Origin of the sequence: Paractinoplanes globisporus DSM 43857, assembly GCF_000379645.1 — a bacterium.
Lineage (GTDB): Bacteria > Actinomycetota > Actinomycetes > Mycobacteriales > Micromonosporaceae > Actinoplanes > Actinoplanes globisporus.
The window spans coordinates 347,372-368,632 of sequence record NZ_KB903295.1; the positions used below are offsets into that span (position 1 = coordinate 347,372).

Consider the following 21,261-nt stretch of genomic DNA (forward strand, 5'->3'; position numbering starts at 1 on the left):
GGCCCCCGGTGGAAACATCCGCTCCCGCAAACGGCCGAGCCACTCCACCGATCGGTGGAGTGGCTCGGGCTTCCGGGCGTACGGGCTAATGCTTGAGAAGGTCTTCGAAGTTGACGGTCAGGGCGAAGGGGTCGATCACCGAGACCGGGTCGCGGCGCTCGAGTTCGCGGGCCAGCTCGTCGGCGGCGCGGGTGATGCGGGAGCGCAGGGTGCCGTCGGCCGAGTCGGCGCCGAAGTCGTCGGTGGCGGCGAAGACCGAGGTCGGGATCACCACCGCGTGCAGGTACGCGAAGAGCGGGCGCAGGGCGTGCTCCAGCGCCAGCGAGTGGCGGGCGGTGCCGGCCGTGGCGGCGATCAGGACGGGCTTGCCGGCCAGCGTGTCCTTGTCGAGGACGTCGATGAAGGACTTGAAGAGGCCGCTGTAGCTCGCCGTGAAGATCGGGGAGACGGCGATCACGGCGTCCGCGGCGGCCACCGCGTCCGCGGCCTCCTTCAGGGCCGCCGGCGGGAAGCCGGTGAGCAGGTTGTTCGCGATGTCGTGGGCCAGGTCGCGCAGCTCGACGAACGTCGTGGTCACCTGGAGGCCCTGCTTCGCGGCGGCCTCGACCGTCGCCGCCGCCAGCTGGTCGGCCAGCAGGCGGGTGGACGACGGCTGGCTCAGGCCGGCGGAGATGACTACCACCGTGCGCTGGTTCATGCCGACACCTCCTCGGAAGCGTTCTCGGCTGCGTTCCTGGCCGCCAGCAGGGACGCGTGGGTGGGCGCGTCGGGGACGTGCGCCGGCTTGAGGGCGGCGAACTCCTTGCGGAGGACCGGGACGACCTCGCCGCCGAGCAGGTCCAGCTGCTCGAGGACCGTCTTCAGCGGCAGGCCGGCGTGGTCCAAGAGGAACAGCTGGCGCTGGTAGTCGCCGACGTAGTCGCGGAAGCCGAGCGTGCGGTCGATGACCTGCTGGGGGCTGCCGACGGTCAGCGGGGTCTCCCGGGTGAAGTCCTCGAGGCTCGGGCCGTGGCCGTAGACGGGGGCGTTGTCGAAGTACGGCCGGAACTCGTTGACGGCGTCCTGGCTGTTCTTGCGCATGAAGACCTGGCCGCCGAGGCCGACGATGGCCTGATCGGGGTCGCCGTGGCCGTAGTGGGCGAAGCGCTCGCGGTAGAGCGCGATCATCCGCTGGGTGTGCGACGCGGGCCAGAAGATGTGGTTGGCGAAGAAGCCGTCGCCGTAGTACGCGGCCTGCTCGGCGATCTCGGGCGAGCGGATCGAGCCGTGCCAGACGAACGGCGGGACCTCGTCGAGCGGGCGCGGGGTGGAGGTGAAGCTCTGCAGCGGCGTGCGGAACTTGCCCTGCCAGTCGACGACCTGCTCGCGCCACAGCTGGTGCAGCAGCGAGTAGTTCTCGATCGCCAGCGGGATGCCGGCGCGGATGTCCTTGCCGAACCACGGGTAGACCGGGCCGGTGTTGCCGCGGCCGAGCATCAGGTCGACGCGGCCGTCGGACAGGTGCTGCAGCATCGCGAAGTCCTCGGCGATCTTCACCGGGTCGTTGGTGGTGATCAGCGTGGTGGCGGTGCTCAGCAGCAGCTTGTCGGTCTGCCCGGCGATGTAGCCGAGCGTGGTCGTCGGCGAGGACGAGAAGAACGGCTCGTTGTGGTGCTCGCCGAGGGCGAACACGTCGAGGCCGACCTCCTCGGCGTGCTTGGCGATCGTGACGATGTCCTTGATCCGCTCGCGCTCGCTCGGCGTCCGGCCCGTGGTGGGGTCGGTGGTGATGTCGCTGACGCTGAAGATCCCGAACTGCATGGCCCGCTCCCTCGACTTGTTGCTTACGGCTGCGTCAACGCCGCCAGCCCGGCAAGTATTTCAAATCTAAAGAACCTAGGCTGCGGCGGGGGTCACACCACCTCGGTCGAGTGAGGCGCTTGTAGCAGAATTCAGCAAAAAGGGGCAATCGTGCGTGTGGAGGATGCGTTTCCGGGCACGATATGGAATGTTGGCCGCGCTACTGGCGACGATCGGATGATGGCGCAGTGACTAGGTCGGACTACTCTGAGTAGTGACCTCGGCCGAAGGCGTCCTTCAGCACCCGACCGCCGCGTCTTTGTTTAGGCCTTGAGCTGGAGGAACGCCCGGTGAGCGATAGTGGTACGTCTGGTGGCCTGACGACGATCGGCGCCGGCAACAACGACGCACCCTGGGACTTCTTCGACTCGAAAGAGTACTTCGAGCACAACTACGGGCACCTGCGCGACGACGACCGGCAGATCATCAAGATCGTCACCGACTTCTTCGTCCACTGCTTCGACCGCACCGTGCCGCAGAAGCAGCTCGCCTCCGCGATCGACGTCGGCAGTGGCACCAACCTGTACCCCGCGCTCGCCATGCTGCCGTTCTCGTCGAGCGTGACCCTGTACGAGCACTCCTACACCAACCGGCAGTGGCTGTCGGACCAGCTCGGCAGGCCGAAGCCGTCCTGGAAGAGGGAGTTCTGGCCGGTCATCGCCGGCGCGCGCGGCCCGTACCGGAAGATCAACGACCCGCTCGACCTGCTGGCCAGCTGCGCCGAGGTGACCAAGGGCAACATCTTCGAGCTGCGCCCGAACCAGTACAACCTCGGCACGATGTTCTTCGTGGCCGAGTCGATCACCACCCGGGTTGATGAATTCCGGCGCGCGACGCTGCGGTTCGTCAACTCGCTCAGGCCCGGCGCGCCGTACGCGGCGGCGTTCATGTGCCGGTCGCAGGGCTATTTCGTGGGGTCGACCTTCTTCCCGGCCTGTTCGATCAGCGTCGACGACGTCCGGTCGTGTCTTGCTCCCGTGGCTCGCATACGGGACATTGAGACGGTGGAGAGCCACGGCCTTCGGGACGGTTACGAGGGGATGATCGTGGCTACCGGATGGAAGAAGTAACCAGCCCACGGACGGGTAGGTGACGGCACACCTATGCGGATCCAGCCGCGGCAACAACTGCTCGACATCTGGCAGGCGACGGCCCGCGTGTCCTTTCAGGACGGCGAGTGGGCACCCAACGGCACCGACGGAGGCAACTCGATCAGTGACGCGGAGCAGCTGCTCTGTGTCATGTGGCCGGCCACCGAGATCCCGCTGTTCCGCCTGGACCGGCCCGACGCCGTGGCCGGTGACGTACTCACCAAGCTCAAGATCATGGGCGACAACCGGCAGATCCCGATCCGCCTGATCCGGGCGCTCACCGCCCACATCGACCAGTACACCGGCCCGGACGGCACACCCGTCTTCGCCGGCGGCGCGTACTTCCGGTCGCATGTGGACGGCGAGGAGGTCAAACAGGCCCAGCGCGAGCTCGACGTGGTCGACTCGTTCTCCATCTCGATCACGCTGATGCTGGCGATCATCGGCTTCACCAAGGTCTTCCGTCAGGTGATCACCCGGGAGTCGTTGATCAAGGAGGTCGACGACCTCGAGCAGAAGGCGAGCAAGCGGCTGTCGGCGGCGATGATCGGCCTGCTGCGAAGCTTCGCGGTCAACGTCTTCCCGATCGAGAGCGACTTCGGCCGCGAGCTCGTCCGCGCGGTCAACCAGGAGCGCCGGCCGGTCCACCAGGTGGTGGAGGAGCTGCGCGAGGCGCTACGGGAGATCAACGCCCGGCTGCGTGACGAGGTCAGCATCGGTTCCGGTGCGGCCGAGGGCAGCGAGCTGGACAACCCGAACCGGCTTTTCGAGTGCGGCTGGTCCTGGGGTGTGGTGCGCGAGGCGCCCGACATCGAGACCGTGGCCGAGGTCGGCTCGCAGAAGAAGGGCGTGGCGCAGAACGCGCCCTATCTGTACTTCACGACCGTGGCCCTGGACGCCATCCAGGCGCTCTCCTCCGAGCGCACCCGGCTGCTCGGCCTGCTCGACTCCGAACAGGCCCGTCTCGCCCAGTCGTTGCAGCTGCGCTTCGAGCTCACCCGGTCGTACTGGGCGGCCATCGCCACCTTCGGCGCCGGCCGCTGGCCCCTGGAGGACCTTCCCTGGCGTACGACCGACGGCATCGAGTTCGACTACTTCAGCCTGCTGATCACCGGCATGGTCATGCAGAACATGCAAACCGCCGGATCCCGTACGTCCGACACGGACCGCCGCCGGGTCGCCGGGGTGCTGGAGGAGCTGGCCAACCGGAGCCGCATCACCCGGCGCTCGACGGAACCCGAGACCGCGGTCGACGTGCACCACCCCGGCCTGCGCTTCCCGCTGGAGGGCAGCGAGGAGGTCGGCGGCCCGACCCTGGCCTGGACCGTCTACGACATCTCGCCCAACCTGTTCCGCCGCACGCTGACGCTGGCGCGCATGGTCACCGACACCGGCGCCCGCAGCCGCCTGGTCGAGCTGTCCAATGCGGTCTGGGAGCACCTGAGCTCCCGGATGATCGACGAGGGCGAGGCCCGGGGGCTGTGGGACAAGCCGGCCGGCGCGTTCTCCTATCTGGACGGTCACGGCACCGCCGAGGTCTCCTGGTACTACACCAAGCGCGTGGTGGACTGCCTGGTCACCGCCGCCCAGATGATCCAGGAGGCGTCGCCGCCGAGCGACCTGCTCGGCCGCGTCGCCGAGGAGCTCATGAACGAGGCGGAGTACCTCTACGACCGGGAGCTGCTCAACGGCACCACCACGCGCGGCGAGCCGCTCAAGGCCGAGCTCGACCGGATCGACGCCGACCTGCGCCGGGCCCGCACGGTGCGGCCGGCGCGCCCCGGCGTCGCGGTGGCGCTCGCCGAGGACGTCCTGCGCCGGCTCGACCGGCTCTCCGCGGCCCGCCGGGCGGACAGCGGGGTGACGTGATGCTGCTGTTCGCGACGTCCGACAAGGGCGGCACGGGCCGATCCGTCACCAGCTGCAACCTGGCATACCGGCACGCGTTGCAGGGCAAGGACGCCTGCTATCTGGACTTCGATTTCGGCTCGCCGACGGCCGGTGCGATCTTCGACCTGCCGGAGGCGCTGGCCGGGATCCCGGGCGGCGGCCTGCACAGCTACCTGATCGACGGCGAGACCGAGCCACGCGAGATCAACATCTGGGCGTCGTCGCAGCGGGAGGCGCTGCGGGCGCGGCCCAGCGGCGCCGGCGAGCTGACGCTGCTGCCCGGCGACCGCGGCCGCGGCGAGTTCAGCTCGGGGCCGGGCATCGTCGACCGCTGCGCCGAGCTGCTGCTGCGCCTCGACGAGGAGTACGACCTGGTGCTCGTCGACCTGAGCGCCGGCCGCTCGTACGCGACCGAGATCGTGCTGGAGGCGACCGCGTCGGAGGCGCTGCGCGATCGGGTGATGTCGCGCTGGATCGTGTTCCACCGCTGGACCCGGCAGCACATCATCGCGGCCAGCAACCTCGTGCAGGGGCCGCAGGGCATCCTCGAGACCGGCGCGCAGAAGGGCCACTCCCCCGCCGAGCTGGCCGATCGGATCCGCTTCGTGCGGACGGCGGTGCTCGACCCGTCGGCGCCCGAGCAGGCCGGGCTGCGTCCCGAACAGCTGGCCTGGCTGGACGTGTGCAACCGGCGCCTGCAGGAGCTGGCCAGCCGCAGCGGTGTCGGGCAGGCGAAACTGCTCGGCGAGGTGCCGCTCGACCCGGTCCTGCAGTGGCAGGAACAACTGCTGTCCAACGACGACGTCTGGATGTACCGCACGGCCAACGAGCGCACGGTCAACGCGCTGGAGGAACTGGCCAAGCGGATCGTCGACGACGCCGCGTGGGAGGGTCTGTGACCACGCGGGACGACGTGTTCACCGAGGTGAGCGCGGTCCCGGCGGTCCGGTCGGTCGCCCTGTCGCACCTGTCGGTCGAGTTCGGCCACCTGTACATGGAGGACTACGAGCACGGGCCCGAGCACCTTCGCAGGTACTTCCGGCGGATCGCGCCGTGGGCTCAGGCCGCCGCGAGCACGGTCCCGGTGAAACGTCCCCGGATCAGCACGTGCTTCTTGATCGACGACTACTTCACCCGGTTCTCCTCGCCGCGCGAGGTGGTGCCGGCGGTGGTGACGGCGGCCCGGGAGAGCGGCCTGGAGATCGACTACGTGGCGCGTGAGTCGGGCTGCGCGCGCGTCGGCGAGATCGACCTGGCCGCGGTCGTGCAGGCGCACATCGTGGACGAGCCACCTCGGGACACCAACGGCGGGCGGCCGCCGGCCAGCGTGTCGGGCTGGCTGACCAACGGCGAGCGGTCGCCGTCGGCCGCGGCGTCGGCGATGGCCGCGCCCCGGCAGTGGTCGCCGCCCCGGGAGAGCGCCGCCCGCAACCACTCGATCTTCATCGACGTCGAGCTGTGGAGCGAGGAGCCGGCCGGGCGGAAATGGTCGTGCCCGTTCCTGGCCGCGGTCTGGCAGTTGCAGCGCCTCGGGCTGCTGCGGCACCGGGGCGAGCCGGTCGCCGAACCCGTCCCGGCCGAGCCGGCCTCGCTGCCGCGGGAGTGGGACGAGATGCCGGCGATCGTCAAGGTCAACCCGGCCGCCGCGGCTCTGCGGGCCTATCGCACGTTCAGCGTGCTGGACAGCCGGTTCCTCGCGATCGAGCACGCGGTGCGCACGATACTGGCCCAGGTGGCGGTCGACCCGCTGGTCTCCGCCCAGGTGCTCGAGCGGGCCGGCAACGAGGGCCTCGAGCTGCCGGAGGAGACCGTCGACCGGATCAGCTACCTGTTCGACTGAGCGGGCCGCAGTTCGCGGGAGACGTCCCACAGTTCCCGGAACAGCTGCGTGCACTCCTTCACACGGGAGTCGGTGAGGACCAGGCGGGTCTCGGCGACCTGGGCCATGCGCGGATCGGTGGTCGTCGGCGTCGTCTCGTACGCCAGAATGTCGTCGAAGAGAATGAGGTCGCGGACCTGGACCTGCAACGGGGTCGGCACGGCCGTGCGGTCGAGCAGGCGCACCTCGATCAGCATCTCGCGTTGCTCCTCGTACGCCCGGCGCAGCTCCGGCTCGTACTCCATGTCGGGTGTGTCCAGCACGAAGATCCGCCGCACCCGGCGGCCGTCGCGGGCGGCCCGGCGCTGCGCGTCGAGGTAGCGCTGGCCGATCTCGCTGCGCCACAGGTCGTGGTCGACGGCGGCCATGCTGATCGCGTCGACGCTGGCGGTGGCCGTGCGGGTCAGCCCGAGCAGCCAGTCGCGGTCCTCGCCGTAGTAGGTGACCGTGCCGCCCTCGGCCAGCTGCTTGAGGAAGTCGGACATCTCCTTGATCTTCTGCTGGACGAACCGGTAGACGATCGGCGGCGAGTCGGGCGAGATGTTCGTCGAGTTGCGCACCAGCTGGGTGACCAGATCGGTCTGCAGCGCCGACGCCTCGATCAGCCCGAACAGCGCGGTCGCCTCGCTGATCTCCGAGAAGGCGTCGCCGACCATCTTCTTGATGTCGGCTATGCCGTCGCGCTCGAGCTGCTCGACGGCGGCCAGGCGGTTCTCGAAGTCGACCAGGAAGCGGACCATCAGCGCGATGCCGCCGATCAGGATCGACAGGATGATGCAGATCGCCTGCGGCTGGTCGAGCCCGTTGGTGACCAGGAACGTGACACCGCCGGAGGCGACCGTCAGCACCGCCGTACGGATGACGTTGTTGCTGTTCTCCCGGGACCGCCGGGCCCCCGCGTCGGCGCTCACGAGCGGGTCGCCGCGGACAGGGACTCGGCCAGCATGACCGAGAACTGGTCGCGGATTCGGGTCGCCAGCGTCGTCCACTGCCGGCTGAACCCTGCTCCTCGCTCGAGAACTGTCCACATCGTCTCGGTGAGCTCGTCGGCGCGGGCCGCCGGCATCCACAGGTGCAGCAGGCGGTCGATGGCCGGACCCAGTCGCTGCAGCGTCTCGCCGCGCGGCGCCCGGCCGATCGCGGCCTTGCGCACGTTCTCGATCAGCGTGGAGAGCAGCCAGTCGTGCAGTGCCACGTCCTCGCAGACGGCGGCCAGATCGGCGGGCTTCGCGGCGCCCGCGTCGAAGCGCAGCAGCCGCAGCCGGCGGTCGTGGACCTCGAAACGGATCCCGGTGAGCGGGCCGTCGCCGCCGGTCCGGGCCACCCAGCGCAGCCGGGAGCGGGCCGCGCGGAAATCCTCCTGGCCGCCGCGCGTGCCGTTCTGCACCTCGTCAGTCGCCCGCTGGGCGACCGCGCCGAGATCCAGCGCCGTACGCGGGCGGCCGGGCGACGCCAGTTCGGCGGCGACCTCGTCCCACCGGGGCCGGCCGACCATCTCGATATGGCCGGGACGGGCCAGATAGTGCGACCACGGGCGCCGGGCCGTGTGCTCGGTGGGGACGATCATCGCGTACGCCGAGCCCTGCACCACCTCGTTGTCGGTGATCGCGGCCCGCTGCATCACCGTGCCGATGCCGCGCACCTGCGGGACACCGAGCGGACAGTCCACACCGACCGGGCGCTCCGGGGAACGCACATAGGACCGTGGCCGGGTGGCCACCAGAACCCGTTCGCCGGCGACCAGATCGACCAGGCTCCGGCCGTCGTCACTCGACGACGGGTCCCGCCCGCGCAACAGTCCGGTGTCGACCTCACCCACGACGAGCACGTCGGGTCCCCCATTTCTTCGGCGGCGCGGGGACCTGGGGTGGTACAGAAGACTGTGCGGTCGACGATGACCCTGTCGCGCGCCCCAGCGGCGCGTCCCCGCCCGCATGACGCCAGCCTGTCGATTGCACCCCAAACCCCAGCGGATTGCAACAGTGGGTGATCGATCGGCAGCGGTGAGTGCATATAGCACTCGGGACCGGTGCGAATCAAGCCGGACAGACCGTAGTGCGCATTGTACGCACATTCATGTTCCTCACGTGGCCCGCTCCCGTCATCGGGGCATCGATCACCGTTAGCTTCGAAGGATGGACCGACCCGATGTCCTCATCGTCGGCGCCGGTGTATCCGGGCTGACCACGGGGGTGCGACTGACCGAGCGGGGCGTGCGCGTCCGGATCCGGGCCGCGGAGCCCCCCGGCCGGACGAACTCGGCCGCCGCCGGCGCGATCTGGGACCCGATCTACGCGGAGCACCCGCGGGTCGGCGTCTGGGCCGCGCGCAGCTACGAGGTCTTCTCGCGGATGGCCGCGGAGCAGTTCCCCGGCGTACGCCTCGTCGAGGGCGTCGAGGCCTCCCGCCACCCGATGAAATCCCCCGACTGGGCGCGCGGACTGCCCGGGTACCGGGAGTGCTCGCCGGACGAGTTGCCCACGGGCTTCGTACACGGCTGGCACTACACGGCCCCGATCATCGACATGCCGCCGTACCTGGCCGCCCTGGAGGCGATGGTCCGCTCGTACGGCGCCGACCTGAGCTTCGGACACCGCCTGACGTCGCTGTCCGACGGCTTCGCCCACGCGCCCATCATCGTCAACTGCAGCGGGGCGGGCGCCCGCGAGCTGGTGCCCGACCCGTCGGTCAAGCCGATCCGCGGCCAGCTGGTCGCCATCGAAAACCCCGGCCACCAGGGCTTCTTCGCCGAGCACACGGTCGAGCTCGGCGAGATGATCTACCTACTCCCCCAGGGCGACACGCTGCTGCTGGGCGGCAGCGCCGAGGAGGGCATCGCCGACCCCGAGCCGGATCCCCTGGTCGCCGACGCGATCGTGAAGCGCTGCGGCGACATCTTCCCCGAGATCCGCAACGCGCCCGTCCTGGGCCACCGCGGCGGCATCCGCCCCTCCCGCCCGATGATCCGCCTCGAGCACGAGACCCGCGGCTCGGCCCACCACGTCGTCCACAATTACGGCCACAGCGGCGCGGGCGTGAGCGTCTCCTGGGGCTGTGCGGACGACGTCACCGACATCGTGCTGGGACTACTCGGCTGAGTCGGCCATCGGGAACAGGATGGGGCTCAGCAGGTGGGGTGAGCGGCCCTCGGCCGGCCCGTTGGCGATGACCGGGACGATGGCGTCGCGGAGGCCGGCGATCAGTTTGTCGCGCTCCTCGGTGGTCAGCCAGATCGCGTGCTGGCGATAGCCGACCAGGTCCGTCGCCGGGTCGGCGTCCTCACTGTCCAGATAGGAACCGAACTCGGCCAGCAGGACCGCCATCGCGGTGGCGAAGACCCGGCGGTGGTCGTCGGTCGTAGCGGAGGCGGCGCGGTCGGCGTCGATGACGGCGCGGTCGCGAACCAGGCGGTAGCTGCGCTCGACGAAACCGCGGACTCTCTGCTCGCCGGCGACCTCGAGGATGCCGGCGTCGGTCAGCAGGCCGACGTGGCGGTACACGGTCGCCTGGGAGACGTCGGGCATGCGGGCGCACAGCTGGGCGGTGGTGACGGTCCGGCCGCCGGAGAGTGCGTGCACGATCCGCAGCCGTACGGGATGCAGGAGAAGCTCGACCGGATCCATTCCCCTATGTTCGCACACCTGATAATGTTCGCAGTCATGAGAACAATGGTCGGCGGGGTGGCCACCTCTAGGTTTGGCGAAGGCGGGCCCAGCGTGGTCTACCTGCCCGGGGCCGGGCTGGTCGGGCTCGACTTCCTCAATCTCACGGCGGAGCCCGGGGCGCGGCATCTGCTCTACGACCGTGGCGGAACGGGCTGGAGTGATCCCATTCTGCTGCCGCGCAGTGCCGCCGAGGTGGCGCGGGAGCTGCGCGCGGTCGCCGGCCCGGGGCCGCATGTGCTGGTCGGCCATTCGATGGGTGCGGTCTACGCACGCCGGTTCGCCCAGCTCTTCCCGGAGGCGACCACCGGGCTGCTGCTGCTCGATCCCGGCCACGAGGACCTGTTTGCACACCTGCCGCCAGAAGCGGCAGAGCTCAACGCCGCGATGAAGCCCGACCCGGCCCAGCTGCCCGACCTGACGGCCTCGCAGCGCGCCGCCGCGCGTTCGGGCTGGGGGCAGGTGCTGGCTACCTGGCCTTCAGACCTACGCGATGAGCTGGTCGACAAACACGTAGACCAATGGCGGACCGGGCTGCTGGAGGCCGCAAACCTCGAGTCGGAGGTCTACGACGAGCTCCGCCACGGCGGCCCGGTGCCCGACGTTCCCGCGACAGTCCTCTCAGCCGGCGCGGGCAACCCGGCGTGGGCGGGCTTCGGGTCGCCCGAGCTGATCCGGCAGGCGCTGGAGGGCATCCGCGCCCTGCACACAAAGATCGCCGCCTCCTTCACCGACGGCGAACACCGGGTGATCGACGGCGCCACCCACAACTTCATGCACATCGAACACCAGGACGAGGTACGCGCCGCCCTGCGCGATCTGCTTACACGCCTGCGCTGAGACCCGCGGCCCGGGCACCAGAGACAGCGCCAAGCGGCGCCGGGACGCGAGGCGCGGGCGACCGCCCCACGCGATCTGCTCACACGCCTGCACCGAGACCCGCGGACCGGGCACCAGAGACAGCGCCAAGCGGCGCCGGGACACGAGGCGCGGGCGACCGCCCACGCGATCTGCTCACACGCCTGCACTGAGACCCGCGGGCCGGACACCAGCGCGAAGGGCGAGGGAAGCGCCAAGCGGCGCCCGGACGCGAGGCGCGTGCCGGTCGCCCTGCGCGACCTCCTCGCACGCCTGCGCTGAGACACGCGGGCCGCGTGCCCGGCACGAACGGCGCGCGGCGGGCAGCGACGAGCGGCGCCTTGGGCGCGGGGTGCAAGGCGGGCGCGGGGTGCAAGGCGGGCGCGGGGTGCAAGGCGGGCGCGGGCTGCAAGGCGGGCGCGAGGCACGAGGCGGGCGCGACGCGAGACACGAGCGCGCGGTGCGGGGCGAGCGCCAGGCGCGGAGCGAGCGCGCGGCGCTGGGTGAGGGTGGTGACGGCCGGCGCGGAGCGAGCGCACGGTGTGACGCGAGCGCACGGTGCGGGTGGTGACGGCCGGCCGGTTGCCGCCGGCCGGCCGTCGGGTGCTGGGTTGCAGGGTCAGCGGCCCTCTAGGGCCTTTACGTTGTCGCCGAAGGTCCAGGAGCGGGAGCCGTCCCAGTTGATCGACCAGGTCATCAGGCCCTTGATGGAGCTGACACTGTTGTAGGCCTGGGAGACCAGGGACGGTGACATGTAGCCGCCGCCGGCGCCGGACTGGGCGGGCAGGCCGGGGACCTGCTTGTCGTAGGGGACTCGGATGGTGGTGCCCTGGATGGTCAGGCCGTTGTTGAGGCATTGGGTCTGGACGGTGAAGCCCTGGACCGTGCCGGCCGAGTACGAGTCGCCGGAGCAGCCGTACATCGAGCCGTTGTAGTACTGCATGTTCAGCCACCAGAGGCGGCCGTTGTCGGCGTACTTCTTGATGATCGGGAGGTAGGAGCCCCAGATCGAACCGTAGGTGACGCTGCCGCCGGTGACGTACGCCGTCTCGGGGGCCATGGTGAGGCCGAAGTTGGACGGCATCTGGGCGAGCACGCCGTCGATGATGCGGATCAGGTTGGACTGCGAGGCGGACAGAGTGGTGATGCTGCCGCTGCCGGTCAGGCCGGTCTCGATGTCGATGTCGATGCCGTCGAAGTTGTACTGCTTGAGGATCGGCACGATCGTGGCGACGAAACGGTCGGCGACGGCGGAGGACGACAGGTCGATGCCGGCGGCGGCACCGCCGATCGACATGAGGATCGTGGCGCCGGCGGCCTTGGCCGCGCACATCTCGGCGGGGGTGGAGACCTTCACGCCGGCGTCCATGCCGTTCTCCCACAGCACGGTGCCGTCGGAGCGGATCACCGGGAACGCCGCGGCGAGCACGTTGTAGCCGTGCTGCTTGATCCGGCTGTCATTGATCGGGATCCAGCCGAGGCCGGGGTGCACGCCGTTCGAGGCGCCGTCCCAGTTCTCCCAGTAGCCCTGCAGCACCTTTCCGGCCGGCCGCGACTTGACGGCGCAGGTCGAACCGGTGGGCTGAGTGGTGGGCGAGGTCGTCGGCGGCGTGGTGGGGGTCGTGGTCGGCGGCGTGGTGGTCGGCCGCGTGGTGGGAGCCGTGGTCGGCGTGGTGGTCGGGCCGCCGGTGCACGCCCCGAGGTCCTTCCACAGCGACGGCGTGGCGGCCGGGTTCCACCCGGCGCCGACGTAGGCCGTGTGCGTGACGAGCGCCTGGTACAGATGACCGCTGTAGGTCACCTGCTGCCCGGCCGTATAGGTGACACCCTCGGCCCAAACCGTGCCCGAGCACGCCACCGCCGCGAACGACGTGCCCTCCCCCGCGACGGCCACGGCGAACGCCCCGGCCGCCACCGCCACCCCTGCGACCAGCGCTAACAACCGACGACGGAAGCCCATGACAGCCCCTTTTCATAGACGAACGTGAGCCACGACACCCATATCGTGGCGTTCACATTCGTAAATATCAAGGGTTCTTAACAGTCAGCGGAACTCCGAGGAAGGAAGCGAACGGGGCAAGCGCTTTCTCGACGGCGCGGGCGTCGCGAGCGGTCAGCGAGGCCAGGGGCAGAACGGTCACCGTGACACCGCGGGCGCCGAGGACCCGTTTCCAGGTCGCGACCACCCGGCCGTCGCGCACAAGAGTCGACTGGAACACCCCGTTCCCGCCGGGGATGATCGCGGCGAGATCGTCGGCCGACGCCATCAACGAGCGGTCCTTGTACCCCAGCATGTACTCGTCGAAGCCGGACAACGCGAGCCAGCCGGCAAAGGAGGACGCCGCATCCAGCGCAGCAGTCGAGGCGATCATCTCGACACCGTCGACGTCGACCACCGACAGTTCGTCCCCGGCGGCGGCGATCCCGGTCTTGCAGTCGCCCATCGTCAGGCCGGTCCAGCCGGCGAAGTCCTTCCGCGTCGCCGGCCCGTGGCTCCGGAAGTAGCGCAGGGCGATCAGGCCCAGCGCCTCGTCGCGTTCCGGCCGCGACGGCTCGGGGACCCAGTCGTCCAGGAGCACGAACGTCTGCTCCTTGCCGACGTGCGGCGCGATGGCGGTGACTCCGCGCTGTGCCGCGTACCAGAGCAGGTGGTAGCCCCGCTGCCCACCGACCTCGACGCCGCCCTCGGTCAGGGTGACCATGCACTCGGCTCGCGTCATGCGGCGGCCGCCGGCGAGGGCGAAGCCGAGCAGGTCGACCGCCTTTTCCGCGGTCTGCTCGTCGAGCCCGAGGGTCTCCCGGCGTTTGGCGGCGCCGGCGAGCGCGCGCGACCCCATCAGCTCGAGCATCCAGTGCGCGTCCACCGACGGCACGAGATGCACCGTGCCGCGCATCGGCCACGTGCGCAGGACGTCGCGTTTCTCGAGCGCGGCGTTGACGTCCTCCAGGGTCCAGCCGGGGAGACGCGCGCCGAGGGACCAGAGAATGCTGTTCACGTCCTGCGCCTGCATGGCGCCGAACCACGACACGATCTCCCCGACCGACGACGGGGCGTTGCCGCGCAGGAGAAGGCTCGAAAGCCGCAGCCCTAGGGCCGTCCGACCATCCATGGGAACGACCCTAGAGCGGGGGTACGACAGAAATCAGCCGCGGCCGCGCGCCGACCGGTAAAGGCGGATCAGGTTGTTCGTCGACGAATCGTCGTCGGCCACCGGCGAGGACGACGCGGTCAGCTTGGGCGCGAGCTGGTTGGCCATCACCTTGCCCAGCTCCACGCCCCACTGGTCGAACGAGTTGATCTGCCAGATGGTGCCCTCGGTGAACGTGATGTGCTCGTAGAGGGCGATCAGCTGCCCGAGGATCGCCGGCGTGAGCTTGTCGGCCAGGATCGTCGTGGTCGGGTGGTTGCCCTGCATGACCCGGTGCGGCGCGACCGACGGGCTGCTGCCCTCGGCCTCGACCTGCTCGAGCGTGCGGCCGAACGCCAGTGCCCCGGTCTGCGCGAAGAAGTTCGACATGAACAGGTCGTGCATGCCGTCGATGTCGTGGTTGGGCTGGGCGAAGCCGATGAAGTCGGCCGGGATCAGCTTGGTGCCCTGGTGGATGAGCTGGTAGAAGGCATGCTGCCCGTTGGTGCCGGGCTCGCCCCAGAACACCTCGCCGGTCTGGAAGCTGACCGGGCTGCCGTCGAGGCGTACGGACTTGCCGTTGCTCTCCATGGTCAGCTGCTGGAGGTACGCGGCGAACCGGTGCAGGTACTGCGAGTACGGCAGGATCGCGTGCGACTGCGCGCCGAGGAACGTGTCGTACCAGACGTTGATCAGGCCGAGCAGGGCCGGCACGTTCGACTCGAGCGGCTGGGTGCGGAAGTGCTCGTCGACGGCGTGGTACCCGGCAAGCATCTCGGCGAACTGCTCCTTGCCGACCGCGATCATCACCGACAGGCCGACGGCGCTCGGCAGCGAGTAGCGGCCGCCCACCCAGTCCCAGAAGCCGAACATGTTGGCCGTGTCGATGCCGAAGTCGGCGACCCGCTGGGCGTTGGTCGAGACGGCGACGAAGTGCTTGGCGACCGCGGCCTGATCGCCGCCGAGACCGGCGAGCAGCCAGTTCCGCGCCTCGGTCGCGTTGGTCAGCGTCTCCTGCGTACCGAAAGTCTTGGAGACCACCACGAACAGCGTCGACGCCGGGTCGAGGTCGTGCGTCTTCTCGTACAGGTCGGTGGGGTCGATGTTCGAGATGAAGCGGCACTCGATCTCGGGCGTTTTAAAGGCCTTCAGCGCCTCGTACGCCATGACGGGCCCCAGGTCGGAGCCGCCGATGCCGATGTTCACCACCGTCTTGATGCGCTCGCCGGTGTGGCCGGTCCACTGGCCGGAGCGCACCTTGTCGCTGAACGCGCCCATCCGGTCGAGGACCTCGTGCACCTCGGCCACCACGTCCTGCCCGTCAACGACGAGCGTGGCGTCCCGCGGCAGGCGCAGCGCGGTGTGCAGCACGGCCCGGTCCTCGGTGACGTTGATGTGCTCACCGGCGAACATGGCGGCGATCCGCTCGCTCAGCCGCGCCCGCGAGGCCAGCGCGAGGAGGGAGGAGAGCACCTCCTCGGTCACCAGGTTCTTGCTGTAGTCCACGGTCAGGTCGGCGACGCGCACGGTCAGGCGTTCACCGCGACCCGGGTCGCTGCCGAACAGGTCACGAAGGTGCACCGCCGAGAACTTCTCCGCGTGGCCCTGAAGGACCTGCCACTCGGCGCTGTCGGAAACGTGTTCGCTCATTGCCCCAGTCTCTCCCTTGAACCCGGACTCCCGCTCTCATCCTGGCATGAAACGGAGGCCGCGACCGCGCAGTTCAACCGTCCGTCACGAGGAGATCAGCGAGTCGCATCACAGCCGGCATCAACGCGTCGGGGTCGGGGCCGGCGACGCGCTGCGCGGCCCGGAAACAGGCGATCGCCACCTGGGCGGCGAGCACCGCGATGTCGGCGGCGGCGCCGCGGGCCACGAGGACGCCCTCCATCGCGTCGGCTATCCGCTGCAGCTTGCGGTCGGCCCGGTCGCGCAGCTCGGGGTTGCCGGCGATGAGTTCCTCGTGTTCCGCGTACCGGCTGGGGTCGCCGACGATCAGCGGGGTGACCTGCTCGGTGAGACTGCGGAGCTGGCGCAGGGCGGCGGGCAGCGAGGAGGGTGCCGCGCCGCCGGTGGGCGCCGCGGCGATCGCCTCGAGCAGCTCCTGCTCGCCGGCGAAGACGACCTCCCGCTTGTCGCCGAAGTAGCGGAAGAACGTCGTGCGCCCCACGCCGGCGCGCTCGGCGATGTCGGTGACCGTCACCTGGGCGAAGCCGCGCTCGGCGAACAGCTCGTGGGCCGCGTCGACGATCTGCTCGCGGGCCTGCTGCTGCTTGCGTGCACGGAGGTCCATGTCACGCAGCCTAGCGGATCGGGTACCAAGTCCCGTACGGTACTGAGTACCACTTGGTTCCAAGTACCGGGAGGTACGCAGTGCCAACCATCCTGTTCACCGGCGCGAGCCGCGGCCTCGGCGCCGTCGCCGCCCGCCGCATGCTCGACGACGACCCCGGCCTCCGCCTGATCGTGCTGACCCGCGACGGCCGCACCGACCTCCCCCGCACCACGGCGATCAAGGCCGATCTCGCCAGCATGGAAGCGGTGCGGCGGGCCGCCGGGCAGATCACCGAGCCCCTCGACGGTTTCGTCGGCAACGCCGGCGTCCAGATGCCCACGACCAGGACGGCCACCCCCGACGGCTACGAGACGACCTTCGCGGTGAACGTCCTCGCCAACTACCTGCTGCTCCGCCTCCTGCCGTTCAAGAGCCGGGGCCGCATCGTCATCACCGGCAGCGACAGCCACTTCGGCACCTTCCGGCACACGTTCGGCCTGGTCCCGGCCCCCACCTGGACCGATCCCGAGCGGCTGGCCAGGCCGGGCACCGTGCGCCGGGGCCGCGGCGCCTACTCGACCAGCAAGCTGGGCGTCCTCTACCTGGTGCACGAACTGGCCCGGCGACTGCCCGAGGGCCTCGACGCGTACACGTTCAATCCCGGCTTCACCCCCGGCACCGGCCTGGTCCGCTACGACCGCGCCGGCGACGTCCTGTGGCGCCGCTTCCTGCCACTGATGCCCGGCGTCAACACCGTCGAGCGGGCCGGCCACCAGCTGGCGAAGGCAGCCACCGGCCCTCGACCCGGTCCGTCCGGCGCCTACATCGACCGCTGGGAGGTCGTCCCGTCCTCGGACGAGTCCTACGACGAGGCCCGCGAGAAGGAGCTCTATGAAGCGGCGGCCAAGCTCACCGCCTCATAGAGACCGCACAGCCCGGCCACAACGCCGCCGTAGAAGCCGCGCTGAAGGTAATACCCATGACGACGCTGATGGAACGCCCTCGGGTGGCTTCGCCGAGACACGAAGCACCACCACCGCCGCGCGGTTCGCGACGATGGCCGGTCCTGGTCCTTCTGGCCGCCACCGCGGTGCTCTATCTCTGGGACCTGGGCGCGTCCGGCTGGGGCAACAGCTTCTACGCGGCGGCCGCGCAGGCCGGTTCGCAGAGCTGGAAGGCCTGGTTGTTCGGCTCGCTGGACGCCGGCAACGCCATCACCGTCGACAAGCCGCCCGCCGCGATGTGGGTGATGGGCCTGTCCGCCCGCGTCTTCGGGGTCAACAGCTGGTCGATCCTCGCCCCGCAGGCGCTGATGGGCGTGGCAAGTGTCTATCTGTTGTACCTGACCGTGAAGCGATGGTTCGGCCAAAATACGGCCTTACTCGCCGGCGCGGCGCTCGCGCTGACCCCGGTCGCGGTGCTGATGTTCCGCTACGACAACCCCGACGCGCTGCTCGTGCTGCTGATGACCGCCGGGGCGTACACGACCACCCGCGCGGTGGAGAAAGCCTCGTGGAAGTGGCTGGCGCTCACCGGCATGCTGCTCGGCTTCGGCTTCCTCACCAAGATGATGCAGGCGTTCCTGGTGCTGCCCGGCTTCGCATTGGTCTATCTGATCGCCGCCCCGAACGGTCTGGCCAAACGGATCCGCGACCTGCTCATCGCCGGGCTCGCCCTCGTCGTCTCGGCCGGCTGGTACGTCGCGCTCGTCTCGCTCTGGCCCGCGTCGTCCCGCCCCTACATCGCCGGCTCCACCAACAACACGCTGTGGGAGCTGGCTCTCGGCTACAACGGCCTGGGCCGCATCTTCGGGAGCGAGGGCAACGGCGGCGGAGGAGGTGGCGGGGGAAATTCCGGAAATGTCGGGTTCGGCGGCGCGTCCGGCATCGGCCGTCTCTTCGGATCCGCCATGGGCACCGAGATCTCCTGGCTCCTCCCGGCCGCCCTGATCGCCACGGTCACCGTTCTCGCCATCACGTTCACCGCTCCGCGCATCGACAAGGCTCGGGCCGCGATCGTCATGTGGGGCGGCTGGCTCCTGGTCACCGGTGTCACGTTCTCCTACATGAGCGGCACGATCCACCCGTACTACACCGTCGCCCTGGCCCCCGCGATCGCCGCCCTCGTCGCCATCGGCGGCCGCGTCCTCTGGCTCCACCGCTCCCGCACCTGGGCCCGGGCCCTGCTGGCGGCCATGATCATGACTACGGCGATCTGGAGCTCGGTGCTCATGGGCCGCGCCGACTGGCTGCCCGCCCTCCGCTGGGCGTCGCTCGCCCTCGGCGTACTCCTCGCTCTGGTCCTGCTGGCACCCGCCGCCAAGCTCAAGGGTTTCGCCGTGGTCGCGCTCGCCGCCGCGCTCCTCTCGGCCGGCGCTTCCGGCGCCGCATACGCGGCAGAAACGGCCTCGGTGGCCCACACCGGTTCGATTCCCGCTTCCGGCCCGTCCTCTTTCGGCGGTACGCGTGGCGGGGCCCCCACCAGCATGAGCGGGGCGGGCGGCTTCGGGGGGCCGTCCGGAACCGGCACCGGATCGGACAGCTCCTCGTCGTCGGACAGTTCCTCTTCCTCGTCCAGTGGCGGTGCGTCCAGCGCGACCGGATCGGGTTCGTCCACCGGCTCGGCCACCGGCTCCGCGTCCAGCGGCTCGTCCTCCGGCTCCGCGTCCAGCGGCTCGGCCAGCGACTCGTCCTCCGGCTCCGCGTCCAGCGGCTCGGCCAGCGGCTCGACCGGCGGCTCGACCGGCGGCTCGACCGGCGGCTCGGCCGGCGACTCGGCCGGCGACTCGGCCGGCGACTCGGCCGGCGACTCGGCCGGCGACTCGTCGGCGGCGCAGCAGGCCGGCGGCGGCACGGGCGGCATGGGCGGCGCCGACGGTCAGACCAGCAACAGCAAGCTGGTGGCCCTCCTGAAGGCCAGCACCACCAAATGGTCGGCCGCAATCAGCGGCGCCACCTCCGCCGCCGAGCTCGAGCTGGACAGCGGCACCTCGGTGATCGCCCTCGGCGGCTGGAACGGCAGCGATCCCAGCCCGACCCTCGCCCAGTTCGAGGCCTACGTGGCAAACGGTCAGATCCACTACTACATCGCCGGCGGCGGCATGGGAGGCGGCGGCTCCTCCTCCGACTCGTCGCAGATCGCCGCGTGGGTGGCCTCGCACTACACCTCCACCACGGTCGGCAGCGCCACCGTCTACGACCTGACCCAGGCCGCCACAACCAGCTGATCGGACCCCGATCCGGGAGCCCCGTGCCATCCAGGCGCGGGGCTCCGTCCGTTAGCATCGCCGCACATGACCTGGTTGCGCCTGGCGTTCCCCCTCTCCGCCATCACGGCCGGCCTGCTGGCCACGGTCGTCGGCGTCACCAGTTCCGCGGCGATCGTCTTCAGCGCCGCCCGGGCCGCAGGCGCCGGCGACGCCGAGCTGGCCTCCTGGATGCTCGCCCTGTTCGTCGGGATGGGCGTGACCTGCATCGGCCTCTCCCTGCGCTACAAGGCCCCGATCATCACCGCCTGGTCCACCCCCGGCGCCGCCCTGCTGGCCACCGGCCTGGACGGGGTGGGCCTGCGCGTGGCGACCGGCGCCTTCCTGGTCTCCGCCGCCCTGATCACCCTCTCCGGCGTGACCGGCTGGTTCGCCCGCGTGATGGACCGCGTACCCGTCTCCCTGGCCGCGGCCCTGCTCGGGGGCGTCCTGGTCCAGTTCGGCATCGGCCTGTTCACCCAGATGCAGGACAACTTCGTCCTCGTCTTCACGATGTTCGCCGAATACCTGCTCTGCCGCCGCCTGCTCCCCCGCTACGCCGTCCTCACCGCCCTGGCCGCCGGCGTCCTGGTGGCCGCCTCGACCGGTTCCCTGCATCTCTCCGGCGTACACCTGGCCCTGGCCAAGCCCGTGTTCACCGCGCCCGCCTTCACCTGGCAGGCCGTCTTCGGCATCGCCATCCCGCTGTTCGTGGTCACGATGGCCTCGCAGAACCTCCCCGGCGTGGCGGTTCTGCGCAACGACGGCTACGACGTGCCCGTCTCGCCCCTGATCACCTGGACCGGCGCCACCAACCTGGTCCTGGCTCCGTTCGGCGCCTTCGGCCTCAACCTGGCCGCCATCACCGCCGCCATCTGCACCGGCCCGCAGGCCCACCCCGACCCCCGGCGCCGCTACGTGGCCGGCGTCTGGGCCGGCCTGTTCTACCTGGTGGTGGGCCTGCTGGGCGCCACCGTCGGCTCGCTGCTGACCGCCCTGCCCGCGGCGCTGGTCCTGGGCATAGCCGGCATCGGCCTGCTGGGCACGATCGGCAGCTCGCTGACCTCGGCCCTCACCGACGACCGCTGGCGCGAGGCCGCCGTGGTCACCTTCCTGGCCACCGCCTCCGGCTTCAAGCTGCTGGGCATAGGCTCCGCCTTCTGGGGTCTGCTGGCCGGCCTGCTGACCGCCGCGGCAACTGGAGCCTTCCACCTCCACAAGCCAACTCCCGACGCGCCCACGCCCGCCACCCCCGAGGCGACCCTGGCGGCCTCCACCGACGATTAGCAGCACCCTTCAAGAAGGCCAGCCTTTTACCAGGGTCGACGCCCGGATAGCCGATGTGAGTGCGCTGAGTGTCTGGCGGAATCGATTGCGACACCCACTGCTGCCGGT

General features: G+C 70.3%; 18 protein-coding genes. 9 read left to right on the top strand and 9 right to left on the bottom strand.

The genetic code is table 11. The annotated features are described in order from the left end of the window. Window positions 1-85: 85 nt before the first annotated feature. Together A3CQ_RS0108365 and A3CQ_RS0108370 are read right to left on the bottom strand one after the other, a co-directional pair. Complete coding sequence (locus A3CQ_RS0108365; RefSeq protein WP_020510476.1) at window positions 86-697, bottom strand: CE1759 family FMN reductase; 612 nt, start codon at window positions 695-697, stop codon at window positions 86-88. Next, on the bottom strand, window positions 694-1,800 hold the full coding sequence (locus A3CQ_RS0108370; RefSeq protein WP_020510477.1) for an LLM class flavin-dependent oxidoreductase: 1,107 nt from the start codon (window positions 1,798-1,800) through the stop codon (window positions 694-696). Before A3CQ_RS0108370 ends, A3CQ_RS0108365 begins: the two co-directional genes overlap by 4 nt. A gap of 329 nt (window positions 1,801-2,129) precedes the next feature. Here A3CQ_RS0108370 and A3CQ_RS0108375 point away from each other — a divergent pair, with 329 nt between their 5' ends. The 4 genes from A3CQ_RS0108375 to A3CQ_RS0108390 are packed head-to-tail and all read left to right on the top strand — an operon-like array spanning window position 2,130 to window position 6,660. Then, window positions 2,130-2,909 carry an SCO2525 family SAM-dependent methyltransferase gene (locus A3CQ_RS0108375; RefSeq protein WP_020510478.1) on the top strand — a complete coding sequence of 260 codons (780 nt, stop codon included), beginning with the start codon at window positions 2,130-2,132 and terminating at the stop codon, window positions 2,907-2,909. 33 nt (window positions 2,910-2,942) lie between these two features. Continuing rightward, window positions 2,943-4,799 carry an SCO2524 family protein gene (locus A3CQ_RS0108380; protein WP_020510479.1) on the top strand — a complete coding sequence of 619 codons (1,857 nt, stop codon included), beginning with the start codon at window positions 2,943-2,945 and terminating at the stop codon, window positions 4,797-4,799. Beyond that, window positions 4,799-5,719: an SCO2523 family variant P-loop protein gene (locus A3CQ_RS0108385; protein ID WP_020510480.1), complete on the top strand. Its 921-nt coding sequence runs from the start codon at window positions 4,799-4,801 to the stop codon at window positions 5,717-5,719. Before A3CQ_RS0108380 ends, A3CQ_RS0108385 begins: the two co-directional genes overlap by 1 nt. After that, window positions 5,716-6,660 (top strand): SCO2522 family protein, encoded by a 945-nt coding sequence (locus A3CQ_RS0108390; protein ID WP_020510481.1) that lies wholly within the window; start codon window positions 5,716-5,718, stop codon window positions 6,658-6,660. The genes A3CQ_RS0108385 and A3CQ_RS0108390 overlap by 4 nt, the downstream gene beginning before the upstream one ends. Here the strand turns inward: A3CQ_RS0108390 and A3CQ_RS0108395 are convergent. After that, window positions 6,645-7,610 carry a DUF6879 family protein gene (locus tag A3CQ_RS0108395; protein ID WP_020510482.1) on the bottom strand — a complete coding sequence of 322 codons (966 nt, stop codon included), beginning with the start codon at window positions 7,608-7,610 and terminating at the stop codon, window positions 6,645-6,647. The genes A3CQ_RS0108390 and A3CQ_RS0108395 overlap by 16 nt on opposite strands. Beyond that, on the bottom strand, window positions 7,607-8,527 hold the full coding sequence (locus A3CQ_RS0108400) for an SCO2521 family protein (protein WP_020510483.1): 921 nt from the start codon (window positions 8,525-8,527) through the stop codon (window positions 7,607-7,609). The genes A3CQ_RS0108395 and A3CQ_RS0108400 overlap by 4 nt, the downstream gene beginning before the upstream one ends. 307 nt (window positions 8,528-8,834) lie before the next feature. Here A3CQ_RS0108400 and A3CQ_RS0108405 point away from each other — a divergent pair, with 307 nt between their 5' ends. Beyond that, a complete protein-coding gene (locus A3CQ_RS0108405; protein ID WP_020510484.1) occupies window positions 8,835-9,797 on the top strand; it encodes an FAD-dependent oxidoreductase in 963 nt (320 codons plus the stop codon). Here the strand turns inward: A3CQ_RS0108405 and A3CQ_RS0108410 are convergent. Further along, complete coding sequence (locus A3CQ_RS0108410; RefSeq protein ID WP_020510485.1) at window positions 9,786-10,322, bottom strand: helix-turn-helix domain-containing protein; 537 nt, start codon at window positions 10,320-10,322, stop codon at window positions 9,786-9,788. The two genes, A3CQ_RS0108405 and A3CQ_RS0108410, sit on opposite strands and share 12 nt — an antisense overlap. Window positions 10,323-10,358: 36 nt before the next feature. On the opposite strand from A3CQ_RS0108410, the gene A3CQ_RS0108415 reads away from it, so the two are divergent. Further along, complete coding sequence (locus A3CQ_RS0108415; RefSeq protein WP_157295513.1) at window positions 10,359-11,201, top strand: alpha/beta fold hydrolase; 843 nt, start codon at window positions 10,359-10,361, stop codon at window positions 11,199-11,201. Between the two features lie 637 nt (window positions 11,202-11,838). Here A3CQ_RS0108415 and A3CQ_RS0108420 read toward each other — a convergent pair. The 4 genes from A3CQ_RS0108420 to A3CQ_RS0108435 form a co-directional block, all read right to left on the bottom strand. Further along, window positions 11,839-13,179 (bottom strand): carbohydrate-binding protein, encoded by a 1,341-nt coding sequence (locus A3CQ_RS0108420; protein ID WP_026205456.1) that lies wholly within the window; start codon window positions 13,177-13,179, stop codon window positions 11,839-11,841. Window positions 13,180-13,246: 67 nt separating this feature from the next. Next, complete coding sequence (locus A3CQ_RS0108425) at window positions 13,247-14,329, bottom strand: winged helix DNA-binding domain-containing protein (protein WP_020510488.1); 1,083 nt, start codon at window positions 14,327-14,329, stop codon at window positions 13,247-13,249. 33 nt (window positions 14,330-14,362) lie between these two features. Continuing rightward, a complete protein-coding gene (pgi, locus tag A3CQ_RS0108430) occupies window positions 14,363-15,997 on the bottom strand; it encodes a glucose-6-phosphate isomerase (RefSeq protein ID WP_020510489.1) in 1,635 nt (544 codons plus the stop codon). 73 nt (window positions 15,998-16,070) lie between these two features. Continuing rightward, complete coding sequence (locus tag A3CQ_RS0108435; protein ID WP_020510490.1) at window positions 16,071-16,640, bottom strand: TetR/AcrR family transcriptional regulator; 570 nt, start codon at window positions 16,638-16,640, stop codon at window positions 16,071-16,073. A gap of 80 nt (window positions 16,641-16,720) precedes the next feature. Between A3CQ_RS0108435 and A3CQ_RS0108440 the strand changes: the two genes are divergently transcribed. The 3 genes from A3CQ_RS0108440 to A3CQ_RS52005 all read left to right on the top strand — a co-directional run bounded on the left by A3CQ_RS0108440 (window position 16,721) and on the right by A3CQ_RS52005 (window position 21,153). Continuing rightward, entirely contained in the window at window positions 16,721-17,545 is an 825-nt protein-coding gene (locus tag A3CQ_RS0108440; protein WP_020510491.1) for an SDR family NAD(P)-dependent oxidoreductase, read from the top strand. Between the two features lie 56 nt (window positions 17,546-17,601). Next, a complete protein-coding gene (locus tag A3CQ_RS0108445; RefSeq protein WP_026205457.1) occupies window positions 17,602-19,848 on the top strand; it encodes an ArnT family glycosyltransferase in 2,247 nt (748 codons plus the stop codon). 66 nt (window positions 19,849-19,914) lie between these two features. Then, a complete protein-coding gene (locus A3CQ_RS52005) occupies window positions 19,915-21,153 on the top strand; it encodes a benzoate/H(+) symporter BenE family transporter (protein WP_020510493.1) in 1,239 nt (412 codons plus the stop codon). The last annotated feature ends 108 nt before the right edge of the window (window positions 21,154-21,261 follow it).